Origin of the sequence: Sinorhizobium sp. FG01, from assembly GCF_002531875.1 — a bacterium.
GTDB classification, from domain to species: Bacteria; Pseudomonadota; Alphaproteobacteria; order Rhizobiales; family Rhizobiaceae; genus Sinorhizobium; species Sinorhizobium fredii_C.
The window spans coordinates 1-12484 of record NZ_NWTB01000028.1 but is presented as its reverse complement, the minus strand read 5'-3'; the positions used below and the strand labels follow the sequence as shown (position 1 = coordinate 12484).

At 64.6% G+C, this 12484-nt stretch carries 13 protein-coding genes, 1 tRNA gene and 1 pseudogene; 10 read left to right on the top strand and 5 right to left on the bottom strand.

Going from position 1 to position 12484, the window contains the following annotated elements:
- Window positions 1–21: 21 nt before the first annotated feature.
- A complete protein-coding gene (locus tag CO656_RS27480; protein ID WP_176536705.1) occupies window positions 22–1416 on the top strand; it encodes a lipopolysaccharide biosynthesis protein in 1395 nt (464 codons plus the stop codon).
- Window positions 1413–2687, top strand: coding sequence for a GNAT family N-acetyltransferase (locus CO656_RS27475; RefSeq protein ID WP_097527910.1), 1275 nt, complete (start codon window positions 1413–1415; stop codon window positions 2685–2687). The genes CO656_RS27480 and CO656_RS27475 overlap by 4 nt, the downstream gene beginning before the upstream one ends.
- 10 nt (window positions 2688–2697) lie before the next feature.
- Here the strand turns inward: CO656_RS27475 and CO656_RS27470 are convergent, their stop codons facing one another.
- Window positions 2698–4344 (bottom strand): AMP-binding protein, encoded by a 1647-nt coding sequence (locus CO656_RS27470; protein ID WP_097527909.1) that lies wholly within the window; start codon window positions 4342–4344, stop codon window positions 2698–2700.
- A gap of 248 nt (window positions 4345–4592) precedes the next feature.
- Between CO656_RS27470 and CO656_RS27465 the strand changes: the two genes are divergently transcribed.
- Window positions 4593–5273, top strand: a complete 681-nt coding sequence (locus CO656_RS27465) for a redoxin domain-containing protein (protein ID WP_037426546.1) — start codon at window positions 4593–4595, stop codon at window positions 5271–5273.
- Between the two features lie 55 nt (window positions 5274–5328).
- On the opposite strand, the gene CO656_RS27460 is transcribed toward CO656_RS27465, so the two are convergent.
- Window positions 5329–5414: transfer RNA gene (locus CO656_RS27460), tRNA-Leu, on the bottom strand.
- A gap of 186 nt (window positions 5415–5600) precedes the next feature.
- On the opposite strand from CO656_RS27460, the gene CO656_RS27455 reads away from it, so the two are divergent.
- Window positions 5601–6110: a disulfide bond formation protein B gene (locus CO656_RS27455; RefSeq protein WP_097527908.1), complete on the top strand. Its 510-nt coding sequence runs from the start codon at window positions 5601–5603 to the stop codon at window positions 6108–6110.
- Between the two features lie 54 nt (window positions 6111–6164).
- On the opposite strand, the gene CO656_RS27450 is transcribed toward CO656_RS27455, so the two are convergent.
- Window positions 6165–6722, bottom strand: a complete 558-nt coding sequence (locus CO656_RS27450) for an HNH endonuclease (RefSeq protein WP_037388531.1) — start codon at window positions 6720–6722, stop codon at window positions 6165–6167.
- A 106-nt stretch (window positions 6723–6828) separates the two neighbouring features.
- A complete protein-coding gene (locus CO656_RS27445; RefSeq protein ID WP_097527907.1) occupies window positions 6829–7476 on the bottom strand; it encodes a DNA-3-methyladenine glycosylase in 648 nt (215 codons plus the stop codon).
- A 55-nt stretch (window positions 7477–7531) separates the two neighbouring features.
- Between CO656_RS27445 and gluQRS the strand changes: the two genes are divergently transcribed.
- Window positions 7532–8428, top strand: coding sequence for a tRNA glutamyl-Q(34) synthetase GluQRS (gene gluQRS, locus CO656_RS27440; RefSeq protein WP_097527906.1), 897 nt, complete (start codon window positions 7532–7534; stop codon window positions 8426–8428).
- A 7-nt stretch (window positions 8429–8435) separates the two neighbouring features.
- Here gluQRS and CO656_RS27435 read toward each other — a convergent pair whose 3' ends face one another.
- Entirely contained in the window at window positions 8436–9323 is an 888-nt protein-coding gene (locus tag CO656_RS27435; protein WP_037427361.1) for a YihY/virulence factor BrkB family protein, read from the bottom strand.
- A 150-nt stretch (window positions 9324–9473) separates the two neighbouring features.
- Between CO656_RS27435 and CO656_RS27430 the strand changes: the two genes are divergently transcribed.
- From CO656_RS27430 to CO656_RS27410, 5 genes and pseudogenes are all read left to right on the top strand, one after another.
- Window positions 9474–10307 carry an SDR family oxidoreductase gene (locus CO656_RS27430; protein ID WP_097527905.1) on the top strand — a complete coding sequence of 278 codons (834 nt, stop codon included), beginning with the start codon at window positions 9474–9476 and terminating at the stop codon, window positions 10305–10307.
- Window positions 10308–10328: 21 nt separating this feature from the next.
- Entirely contained in the window at window positions 10329–10532 is a 204-nt protein-coding gene (locus CO656_RS27425; protein ID WP_012709193.1) for a twin transmembrane helix small protein, read from the top strand.
- 18 nt (window positions 10533–10550) lie between these two features.
- Complete coding sequence (locus CO656_RS27420) at window positions 10551–11129, top strand: cob(I)yrinic acid a,c-diamide adenosyltransferase (protein WP_097527904.1); 579 nt, start codon at window positions 10551–10553, stop codon at window positions 11127–11129.
- Window positions 11130–11159: 30 nt separating this feature from the next.
- Window positions 11160–11951, top strand: a complete 792-nt coding sequence (locus CO656_RS27415; RefSeq protein ID WP_097527903.1) for a rhomboid family intramembrane serine protease — start codon at window positions 11160–11162, stop codon at window positions 11949–11951.
- 289 nt (window positions 11952–12240) lie between these two features.
- A pseudogene (locus CO656_RS27410) lies at window positions 12241–12484 on the top strand (hypothetical protein); the annotation flags it as partial.

Genomic DNA, 12484 nt, shown 5'->3' with positions numbered 1-12484 from the left:
GTATGTCAAACGGCCGGACGAATGCTGCCGTCGGCGCTGAGGCACCGCCTGTCCGATTCCGTGCAGCGGCTCCTGCCCGTGCTCACCGGCTCCGATACCCGCAGTCGCGCCCAGCGCATGGCGCTGATCGCCTTTGCGATCCGCATCCTAAGCGCGGCAATCGCCTTCGCCTCGCAGATCTTTCTCGCGCGCCTGATGGGCGAGTTCGAATACGGCATCTTCATCTTCGTCTGGGTGATGACGGTCCTGTTCGGCAATCTCTCCTGCCTCGGGCTCCCCACCGCGGTTATCCGGTTCCTGCCGGAATACAGCACCACTTCGGAGCTTGCGGAAATCCGCGGCCTGACGACGACGGCGCGCATCTTCGCCCTCCTTTCCGCAACCGCCCTTGCCGCGATCGGCGCAGCGGGTCTGTGGCTCTTCGGCACGGCAATCGAGAGCTACTACTTCGTGCCCCTCTATCTCGGCCTCATTACCCTGCCGATGATTGCGCTTGGCGACGTGATGGACGGCACGGCGCGCGCCCATAGCTGGCCGGTTGCGGCAATGAGCCCGACCTTCCTCGTGCGGCCCTTGCTGATCCTCGCCTTCATGGTCCTGGCAACGGTCGCGGGCCTGCCGTCCGCTGCAACGACGGCGATGGCCGCAGCGCTTGCCGCGACCTATGTGACGACGCTCGGGCAGTTCGCAATAATGGTCTGGCGGCTCGACCGGCACTACCTTCCCGGCCCGATGAAAATCGAACTCAGCCGCTGGCTGCGCGTCTCGATCCCGATATTCCTCGTCGACGGTTTCGGCTTCCTCTTGACCAATTCCGACGTCGTGATCGTCGGCCTCTATGTGAAGCCGGACGACGTGGCGATCTACTTTGCCGCCGCGAAGACCATGGCGCTCGTCCATTTCGTCATGTTCGCGGTCAGGGCGGCCGCCGGCCCGCGCTTTTCGGCGGCCATGGCAGCGCGCGACCGGCATCAATTGGCGGAGATCGCCATCGAAAGCGCCCGCTGGTCGTTCTGGCCGTCACTTGCTATCGGCTGCACCGTCGTGCTGGCGGGTCCGCTGCTGCTGTCGCTGTTCGGCCCGGCCTTCCCCGCCGGTGCTCCGCTGATGGCGATACTGCTCACCGGTATCCTCGCCAAGGCCTTTGTCGGCCCCGCCGAGACCCTGTTGACGATGGCCGGACGGCAAAAGCTCTGCGTCATCCTCTATGTGGCCGCGCTCGGTGCCAATGTCGCGCTGAACGTCACGCTCATTCCGCTCTTCGGCTTGACCGGAGCGGCCTCAGCGACCGCGGGCGCGATGTTCGTGGAGGCGGCGATCCTGCATGTGGCGGTGAGGCACACCTTTGGTTTCACGCTCCTGGCACTTGCCGGCGCAAGGAGCGGTCATGACGAAAACGAGGCAATCAAGCCATGAACGGCAACATCCAGTTCCCCGGGGAAGCGAACGGAAGCGCGAACCGCCTGCTTGGCGGCCTGGCGCAACCGGCCGCCGATCCGACGCAGGCCGAACGGACCTTAATGGTGGGCAGGTCCGGCCGGCATCTGGCCATCTACCAGGCCCGCTCCGGCTACGAACTGCAGCGGGAGCTCGACTTCCTGTCCAACCGGGCGATCGAGCCGAACGTCTTCTTCACTGGCCGCTTCCTGGCGCCCGCCATGCCACGGCTGGAGGATCGGGTGATTCGCCTCGCCGTCATCCGCGACAGCAACGAGCGCAGCAGCCGCCTGCGCTTCCTGATGCCTTTCTCGATCGAAAAGCCGGGCTTCTCGATCGGCGCGCCGATCATTCGCGGCTGGTCCAATCCTTTCGGCCCCTTGGGCGTGCCGCTGCTTGACGCGGAAGACGCCGCCGAGACGATCAGCAACCTTTATACGGCGCTCGCCTCGCCCTCCTCCGGCATGCCGCAGGTGCTGGTGCTGCCGGACGTGCGCCTCAAGGGCAAATTCGCGCAGCTCGCCCGGGCCGTGGCGATCGGCGAGAACCTCCCGCTGACGGTGACCGATACCTTCGAACGGCCGATGCTCGAAAGCCTGCTCGACGGTCCAACCTATCTGCGCCAGGCGATCAGCCGGGCGCATTTCAAGGAACTGCGACGCCAGTGGAACAATCTCGAAAAACACGGCAACCTCGCCTACAGCGTCGCGCGTCAACCGGAGGAGATCCGCTGGCGGCTGGAGGAGTTCCTGGCGCTCGAGGCCTCCGGCTGGAAAGGCCGCGAACGCAGCGCCATGATCATGGACCGCTTCCGCGCCGCCTTCGCGCGGGAAGCAATCACCAATCTCGCCGAAGCCGACAGCGTCCGCATCCACACGCTCGATCTCGACGGCAAGGCGATCGCCGCGATGGTCGTGCTCATGATGGCCGGCGAGGCCTATACCTGGAAGACCGCCTATAACGAGGACTACGCGAAATATTCGCCGGGCAAGCTGCTCTTGGCCGAACTCACCGAATGGCATCTCGACGACGCCAATATCGCCCGCTCCGATTCCTGCGCCGTGCCCGACCATCCGATGATCGCCCGCTTCTGGCAGGAGCGCGAGGAGATGGGGACGCTGGTGATCGGCCTGCAGCAGAACCGCGACCGCGACGTGCGCCAGGTGGCGGCTCAGCTTCACCTCTACCGCAACACCCGCAACATGGCGCGGCTACTGCGCGAGAAGATCCGCGCGCTGGCCGGGCGCTGATGGGGCGGAATCAGCGGTCGCGCGCTGCCTCCACCTCGGCAGCAGCCCTCTCCCGCAACAGCCGCCGGATCACCTTGCCCGAAGTGGTCAGCGGCAGGCTGTCGACGAACTCGATCTCGCGCGGATATTCGTGCATGGAGAGCCTGTTCTTCACCCAGTCGCGGATCGCAGCCGCGGTCTCTTCGGCTGCGGCGACACCGGGCTTCAGCACCACATAGGCCTTGACGATCTCGGTGCGGATCGGGTCCGGCTTGCCGATCGCCGCGGCCATCTGAACGTCCGGGTGGCCGACGAGACAGTCCTCGATCTCGCCGGGGCCGATCCGGTAGCCGGACGAGGTGATGACGTCGTCGTCGCGGCCGAAAAAGGTGAAGTAACCCTCCTGATCCATGACGCCCTGGTCGCCGGTGGTCATCCAGTCGCCGATGAACTTCGCCTCGGTCGCCTTGACGTTTCGCCAATAGCCCAGGAACATCACCGGATCGGGGCGCTTGATCGCGACTTGGCCGGTCGTGCCCGGCGGCAGCACACGCCCCTCGCCGTCGATGATCGCCACCTCATGGCCGGGTGCGGCCTTGCCCATCGAGCCCGGTTTCAATACTCCGAGGTCGGCGGCCGACGAAATGACGATGTTGCATTCCGTCTGGCCGTAGAATTCGCTGACCTCGACGCCGAGCGCCTCCTTCGCCCAGTCGAAGGTCTCGCGCCCGAGCGCTTCGCCGGCCGAGCCGATCGTTCTCAGATCGAGCCTGTAGCGGTCGCGGGGCCGATCGACGGATTTGAGCAGCCTCAGCGCCGTCGGCGGAATGAAGGCGTTGCGCACATTCATCTCTTCCATGATGCGGAAGGCCATATGCGGATCGAACTTCTGCGCCGGCGAGGAAACCACCGGCACGCCGAAGAACAGCGACGGCAGCAACGCGTTCAAGAGCCCGCCCGCCCAGGCCCAATCGGCCGGCGTCCACATCCGGTCGCCCGGCTGAGGCAGGAAGTGATGGTGAAACTGGAAACCCGGCAGATGGCCGAGCAGCACGCGGTGGCCGTGCAGCGCCCCCTTCGGCGGGCCGGTCGTCCCGGACGTATAGATCATCAGCGCCGGATTGTCCGGCCCGGTATCGGCGGCGGCAAAACGGCCCTCGCCCGCCGCCAGCCGGTCGAAGAGCACCGTATCGGGCAGTTCCTCCTCTTCCGCCAGCACCACCAGCCGAAGCTCCGGCAGTTCGCTTCGGAACGCCGCAAGCCGCTCGTAGCCGAAGCGATTGGTGACGACCGCCGTCGCCCCGGCGTCCTGCAGCCGGTAGCTGAGCGCCTCGACGCCGAAAAGCAGCGCCAGCGGCAGGGCGATCGCGCCGAGCTTGTAGATCGCCGCATGGGCGATTGCCGCTTCGAAGCCCTGCGGCAGCAGAATGGCGACCCGATCGCCCGGCTTGATGCCGTGCGCGGCAAGCCCGCCGGCAAAGGCCGAGGAGCGAGCCGCGAAGGCGCCGTATGTCAGTGAATGAGGCGCGGTGTCCGGGCTGAAATGCTGCAGGCAGATACGTTCAGGGTCACGCGCCGCCCATGCGTCGCTGACGGCGACGCCGATATTGAACCTCTCCGAAATCCGCCAGCGGAATTCGCGATAGAGGTCGTCGTATGTGTCGATCTTCGGTAGCATGGGCCGCGCTGGAGTTTGCTGCAGCGCAGCAGCTAACACTTTCGCCCCGTGGAATTCAATGGGTGCGGGCCGGGTGAAGGAACTCGGAACAGGGACGAGGTCCGCTGGCATCTTGCCTGATAGAGCGAAAGCGCCGTTTCCGGTATAGTGCGGAGCTCAAGCGACCTCAGCCCGACGGCGGTCGGAGTCAAAGTCGTGCCAACCCATGCTGCATGACCTCCACATGACGCGGTAGGGAGGAGTATTCCATGGCAAACCAGATCCGGCCGCTGCAGCCGGGAGAACCCGCCCCCTCGTTCGCGCTCGCCGCGGCCAACCCTGAAGGAATGGTCTCTCTTGCCGATTTGCGCGGTCGCCCGTTTCTGATCGGCTTCTTTCGCGGTTTGCACTGCCCGTTCTGTCGACGTCAGGTGGAACAGCTTGCCGGCCTCCAGCCAGCGCTACGCGCTGCCGGGATAGAGACCCTGGCGGTGATCAACACGCCGGTCGAACGCGCTCGCCTCTATTTCCGCCATCGGCCGACGCCGGTAACGCTCCTGTGCGACCCGGATTGCCACACGCACCGGGCCTTCGGCGTGCCGCGGGGCGAATTCCTGCCCGATGGCAGCAGCGAGCGGCCCGAATGGCCCCATCGCGCATCGATGGCGCAGTTCGAGGCGGCTCGCATCAATCCTGCCGGCGTGTTCCCGGAGCCTTTGCAGCCCATGGAAGCCAACGTTGTCCTCAACGCCAGCGACGGCTTCGAGCTCGACGAAGCGGACAAAGCGATCCTGGCGGACCATGGCACCCAGCTCGTCGGGCATTATCTGGTCGACGCCACCGGCATCGTCGGCTGGGCGCAAATCGAGGCGCGCGACGGGCCGAACGACCTCTGCACCTTCCCAACCGCGGCGCAGATCCTTGCCGCCGCCGAAAACCTCGGACGCTGACCCGGAGCGGAAGTCCGCCGGGGTATCTTTTTCGGTGTCGAAAGACGGGATCGAGTGGTGCCCCATGCCGGGGTCGAACCAGCACTCCTTTTGGGAACTCGATTTTGAGTCGAGCGCGTCTACCAATTCCGCCAATGGGGCAAGGCTCAAGCGATATCAGCGGTTTGGGATTTACACGATCGTTTTCGCGCCGGTCAATCGAGAAATTGCGATTTTCGCAGCGGCGATCACAAAAGCGTGCGGCCGGGGGCCGGTGACGGCGATTTACAGCGGAACCGAACCTACATAAGAAGACGGGCGCCGTTTCGCCGCCCTTGCGAGGTATTCATGATCGAGGCTTCCGCCGCCACGCGCCAGCAACTGCTTCTCGCCCTCGTCGTAACGCTCGGCATGGCGGCGACCGTCGGTGGCGCGCTCGGTTTCGAGCATATCGGCGGCTACATCCCCTGCGCCCTCTGCCTCATGCAGCGCGACCCTTATTACTACGGCATTCCGCTCGGCCTCGTCGCCATTGCCGCCAGCGTGCTGAAACTGCCGGCCTGGACGACGCGCGCGCTGCTCGGAATCGTCGGCGTCCTGATGCTCGTCGGCGCCGGGATCGGCGTCTATCACGCCGGTGCTGAATGGCATTTCTGGGAGGGTCCGTCGACCTGCGCGACGACCGCCCAGGGCATCTCCTCAAATGTCGGCGACCTGCTCGGCGATCTTGACGCGAAGCACGCTCCGTCCTGCACCGACGCGGCGCTGCGCGTCCTTGGCCTGTCCTTCGCCGGCTGGAACGTCATCGCCAGCCTGATCCTCGCGGCGATCGCGCTGCGGGGCGCCGCCAAGGCGTAAGGTCGCAACCGCTCACGCCAAGATATTCGCATTGACCTGAAAAAAGGCACGGCCTTACGGCTGCAGCTCGACATCCCAGTAGAGATAGTCCATCCAGCTTTCGTGCAGATGGTTCGGCGGGAAGAGCCGTCCATTGTTGTGCAGGTCCTGCACGGTCGGCTGGTACGGCCTTTGATGCGGGAACATGTGGGCCTGCTTCGGCAGCTTGCTGCCCTTGCGCAGGTTGCAGGGCGAACAGGCTGCGACGACATTTTCCCAGGTCGTCTGGCCGCCATGCGCGCGCGGGATCACGTGGTCGAAGGTCAGATCGTCCGGGGATCCGCAATACTGGCATTCGAACTTGTCGCGCAGGAAGACGTTGAACCGGGTGAAGGCCGGAAAGCGCGACGGCTGGACATAGCTTTTCAGGCAGACGACGCTCGGCAGCCGCATCGAGAAGCTGGGAGAGGAGACGGAGTGTTCGTATTCGGCAAGGATTATCACGCGGTCGAGAAAGACCGCCTTGATCGCGTCCTGCCAGGACCAGAGCGACAAGGGGTAATAGCTCAGCGGCCGGTAATCGGCGTTCAACACAAGCGCCGGCAGGGCCTGAGGTGAGACTGCAATCGTCAAGCGTATTCTCCTGAGCGATTCGGCATCTGCATCTTCTATATTAGGCCTGTTGCGACAGGATTGTGAAGCCGGAAAGAAAAACCAAACAAAGGATTCGCTTTTCTCTTCAAGGCGTCACGGGCAGCGCATCACGCCGCATCTCACGCGCATAGTAAGCCCAGAAAAGCCGGGCCGCGACGCTCCGCCAGGGGGACCAAGAGGCGGCGAGCGAATCGATTTCGCTTGCCGTCGGCCGCAACTCGAAACCGAGCGCGTGACCGACGGCGTTCTGCAGCGCCACGTCGCCGGAGGGAAAGACGTCCGGATGGCCGGCGCAGAAGAGCAGATAGACCTCCGCCGTCCAGCGCCCCACACCCTTGATCGCCGTCAGCTCGTGGATCGCTGCGGCCGCCTCGATGTTGCAGATGCCGTCGAGATCGATCTCGTCCGTAACCGCCGCGGTCGCCACCCGCCGCAGCGTATCTGCCTTGGCGCGGGAAAGACCGAATTGCCGGCAGGCATCGTCGTCAAGCGAAAGCACGGCGTCGGCGCTGATCTCGCCGAGCGACGCCTCCATGCGGCTCCAGATCGCCGCCGCACTCGCCTTGGAGACCATTTGCGAGACGATGATATTGGCAAGGCCGCGATAGCCCGGATCGGTGCGCCTGAGCGGCACCGGCCCGGCCTTGTCGAGGACGTGCTCCAGGCGGGCGTCGAGCATCACGAGACCCGCGAGGCCAGCCTCGATATCGTCGCTTGTGCGAATGATCCGCATGCACCCTCCAAAATAGCGGATGACCTTTATACAGCTTCCATGGCAAAGGAGCACAATGCCCGTTCCGCCGCCAGCACAACCGGTTTTCCGCTTCGCCCCAAGCCCAAACGGCTTGCTGCATCTCGGCCACGCATTGTCAGCCATTATCAACCACGACATGGCGAGCGCGATGGGCGGCCGTTTCCTGCTGAGGATAGAGGACATCGACCGGGCGCGCTGCCGTCCGGAGTTCGAGGCGGCGATTTTCGAGGACCTCGCCTGGTTGGGTCTCATCTGGGAAGAACCGGTGCGGCGCCAATCAGATCAGCTCGATCTTTATGCGGCAGCGCTCGAACGCTTGAGAACCATGGGGCTGGTCTATCCTTCCGTCATGACCCGCGGCGAGATCAAAACGGCGGTGGCGGCGCATGAGGCGAGCGGAAGGGCATGGCCCCGCGATCCGGACGGGACGCCGCTTTATCCGGGCCGCGAGCGTGCGCTGACGGCAAGCGAGCAGGCGGACCTCGTCGCGGGCGGCCGTCCCCACACCTGGCGGCTCGACGTGGCGAAGGCGGTCGGCCGCCTTGCCGAACCGCTCCTGTGGCGCGAGACCGGGGAAGGTCCGGCCGGGGAAACCGGCCTGATCGCGGCGGATCCGGGTGTCTGGGGCGACGTCGTCCTGTCGCGCTCGGACGCGCCCTCGAGCTATCATCTTTCGGTGGTCGTCGACGACGCCCTGCAGGGCATCACCCATGTCGTGCGCGGCCGCGACCTCTACCACGCAACCTCCATCCACCGCCTGCTCCAGCGGCTTCTCGACCTGCCGGAGCCGGTCTATCATCATCATCGCCTGATCCTCGGGGCGGACGGCAGGAAACTGTCGAAGAGCAACGGGGACACAGGTATCGCCGCCTTCCGCACCGCCGGTCGCTCGCCGGCGGAACTGCGCGCCATGGTCCTGGAGGCGGCATAAAGCCGTCCTACTGGGAGGGCGGTCCCTCGCCGCGCCCTTGGAAGCTGCGTGACACCATGCGCTTGACCTTGAACTTCAGGATGGCGGCATTGATCTCGGCGCCGATGATGAAGATCGCCCCGACCATGTAGAGGAAAACCAGCACGATCACGATCGAGGCGAGGCCGGCATAGGTTGCCACATAGTTGGAGAAGGCCGCCAGATAGGATGCGAAGGCATAGGCGCCGATCGACCACAGAAGCAGCGTCAGCAGGATGCCGGGCAACACGTCGACGATCTTGCGGTGCCCGTCCGGCAGCCACAGATGCGACACCAACAGCCCCATCGTCAGCATCGCGAGCGCCAGCGCCAGGCCCCAATTATCGACGGTCGCCAGCACGGCGTCGAGCCAGGGCAGCCATTGGTCGGCATTGCGGACGGCCAGCGGGACGGCGACCAGCAGAATGCTGATGACGGCGAGGATCAGGACGCCGGCAAGCACGAAGCCGAGGCTGGCGAGCCGGGTTATGTACCACGGGCGGCTTTCCGCCACGCGATAGGCCCTGTTCAGCGCAATTCGCAGCGCTTCGACGCCGTTCGAGGCGAAATAGGCGGCCGCGACGACGGAAAGCGTCAAGACTCCGCCGCGCTGGATGGTCAGCACCTCGACTATCTCATCGGCGACGGGCTTGGCGATCGATTCGGGCCAGGCATCGAAGATCAGGTGGACGGCCGTCACCGCGAATTGGTCGGCCCCGAGGAAACTGCCGAGCGCGGTGCCGAAGATCAGGAAGGGGAAGACCGCCATCAGCGACGACAGGGCCACATGGCTCGCCATCGCCCAGCCGTCGTCCTCGCTGAAATGCCAGAGCGCATCGAACACGACCTTCCAGATGATGCGAAGCGATGCCGGCATTCCGTCTCCTGTGGTGCCCGACCTTCCGCGTGACCGGCTACGCGCCATGCCTGTGTCGGCGCGCCGCCAGGACGCAAGTGCGCGCAATTCAATTGTTTCCCAATCGTGAATATGGGAAACGGGACAGGTATTTCTACAGGAATCGACCGGATGTCTGAACGCCCCACCATTATCGTCACCGGCTGCTCATCCGGCATCGGCGCCTATTGCGCGCGCGCTCTGAAAAGCGACGGCTGGCGCGTCTTCGCGACCGTCCGGCGGCCGGAGGACCAGGCGGAGCTCGAACAGGAAGGCATCGAAACCTTCCTCATGGATTATACCAGGCCGGAGACGATCGCCGTCCTGGTGGAAGCCGTGATGGCGCTGAGCGGCGGGCGGATCGATGCGCTCTTCAACAACGGTGCCTATGGCCAGGCGGGCGCGGTCGAGGACCTGCCGACGGAAGCGCTGCGGCTGCAGCTCGAAACCAACGTGATCGGCTGGCACGATCTGACGCGCCGCGTCATTCCGGCGATGCGGGCTCGGGGCGGCGGCCGCATCGTGCAATGCTCGTCGATCCTCGGTCTCGTCCCCTATCGCTGGCGCGGCGCCTACAACGCCTCGAAATCCGCGCTCGAGGCCCTGTCGCTGACATTGCGGATGGAGCTTGCCGGCAGCGGCATCGAGGTCAGCCTGATCGAGCCGGGGCCGATCACGTCGAAGTTCACCGCCAATGCGCTTGCCTATGTCGAGCGCTTCATCGACCTCAAGAATTCCGTCCACCGGGCGGAGTACGAGAAACAGCTGAAACGCCTGCGCGGCGAAAGCAAGCCGGTCCGCGGAAGGCTCGGACCGGAGGCCGTTTATCACGTTCTGAAACACGCTTTGACGTCGCGCCGGCCGAGGCCGCATTATGTCGTGACCAGGCCCGCCAAACAGGGTGTGCTGCTCAAGAAACTCCTGCCGGCGGCGCTGTTCTACAGTATCATCGGCCGACTCGGCTGATTGAATAGAAGGAGCGATGACATGCCCAGTTTCCTGACCGCCGTGACATTGTTCGTCATGGGCCTGGTTGCGATCGTGCTCATCCGCGGCCTGTTGAACATGGCCCGCAAGGGCAGCGGCAATACGTCCAACAAGCTGATGCAGACGCGCATAGCGTTGCAGGCGCTGGCACTCGTGCTGATCATGCTGACACTGTGGGTCACCGGCGGTGGCCGGCCGAGCTGAGGACCAAGCGAAGTCACGATGGTCAAGCTCAACAAGATCTACACCCGGACCGGCGACAACGGCACGACCGGCCTCGTTGCCGGCCCGCGCCGCTCGAAGAGCGATCTCCGCGTCGATGCCTATGGAAGCGTCGACGAGGCGAATGCCTTCGTCGGCTTGGCGCGCCAGCATACCGGCGACAGGCCGGATCTCGATCAGATGCTGATGCGTATCCAGAACGATCTCTTCGATCTCGGCGCGGATCTCGCCACACCCGAGACCGGCGAGAAGCAGGACTATGAGCCGCTAAGGATCGTCGCCGCCCAGGTGGCTCGCCTCGAGGCCGAGATCGACCGGCTGAATGCCGATCTCGAGCCGCTGCGCTCCTTCGTGCTGCCTGCCGGCAGCGCCGCCTCCGCAGCGCTCCATGCCGCTCGCACCGTCGCCCGCCGCGCCGAACGGCAGATGGTGGCGCTTGCCGAGGCCGAAGGCGAGATCGTCAGCCGCGAGGCGGTTGCCTATATCAACCGGCTCTCCGACTTCCTGTTCGTCGCCGCCCGTTGGGCGAACGACATGGGACGCGCCGACGTCCTTTGGGTTCCGGGCAAGAACAGATAGGCTCGCGCAAAATCACGCTTCGGGGATCGCATGTTCATACCGCTGCACGACAGGAACGCCCTGAAGCATATCGACATGCAATATGTGACGGTGACGCTGATCCTCGTCAATTTCACCGTCTGGCTCTTCACCGTACCGATCGCCACCGAGGAGTTCGCCAATGCCGCCGTGCTCGGTTTCGGCTACATCCCGGCGATTGTGTTCGACTACGCCATTCTCGACCCCGCCCTTGCGCTCGTCCCGGACGAGTTCACCTTTGTCACCTATTCCTTCCTGCATGGCGACTTCACCCATCTGTCGATGAACATGCTGTTTCTCTGGGTCTTCGGCGACAATGTCGAGGACGCGCTCGGGCACGTCCGCTTTCTCCTGTTCTATCTGCTGTGCGCCGCCGCCGGCGCGCTGGCGCACGGGCTCATCGATCCCGCCTCTGAAGCGCCGCTGATCGGCGCCTCCGGTGCCGTCTCCGGCGTGGTCGCCGCCTATTTTCTGCTGCACCCGAAGGTCCGGGTCTGGGTGCTCGTGCTTTTCCGCATTCCCTTGCCGCTGCCCGCCGCCATCCCGCTCGCCTTCTGGATCGGCCAGCAGTTCTACATGTTCGCTGTCGATCCGGGCGGCAGCGTCTCCTGGACCGCCCATATCGGCGGCATCCTTGCCGGCCTCGTTCTCGTGATCGTTTTGCGACGCCGCGGCGTGCCGCTTTTCGATCGCACCATTGTCAGCCCCCGCGCCGTCGAACACGAGTCTGGGCCTGTCGAGGGAACGGAGACGCCCCTGCCGGGCAAGCGGAAACCGCCGACCCCCTGGGGCCGTCCGACCTAAGGAACGGAGCGGGCGGTCCCGATCTGACGATTATACGCTGCGATTTCAACAGATTACGCGGTCTTCAGGCGCAGGGAAAGGTTTCCGCCTCAGGCCCCTCCCGCCCGCTTGCCGGAAGCTTGTCTTACGTGTACGTAAACGTTAATAAAGTTCGCGGGCTAATATCGGTTTAGCGTTGCGGTTGGCGATTGTAATTGGAGAAAAAACGCGTATCGATGTCGCCAATCGACAATCAGGCCGCTTTGTTAAGGCGCATTTTCCTGCGAACGCTGCTGGAGGGAAAGAATCCATGAAAATCCTGGTAACGGTGAAACGGGTCGTCGACTTCAACGTCAAGATCCGGGTGAAGGCGGACGGTTCGGGCGTCGAGCTTGCCAATGTGAAGATGTCGATGAACCCGTTCGACGAGATCTCGGTCGAAGAGGCGCTGCGGCTCAAGGAGGCCGGCAAGGCTTCCGAAGTCGTCGTCGTCTCGATCGGCCCGGCCAAGGCCGAGGAGACGCTGCGCACCGCGCTCGCCATGGGCGCCGACC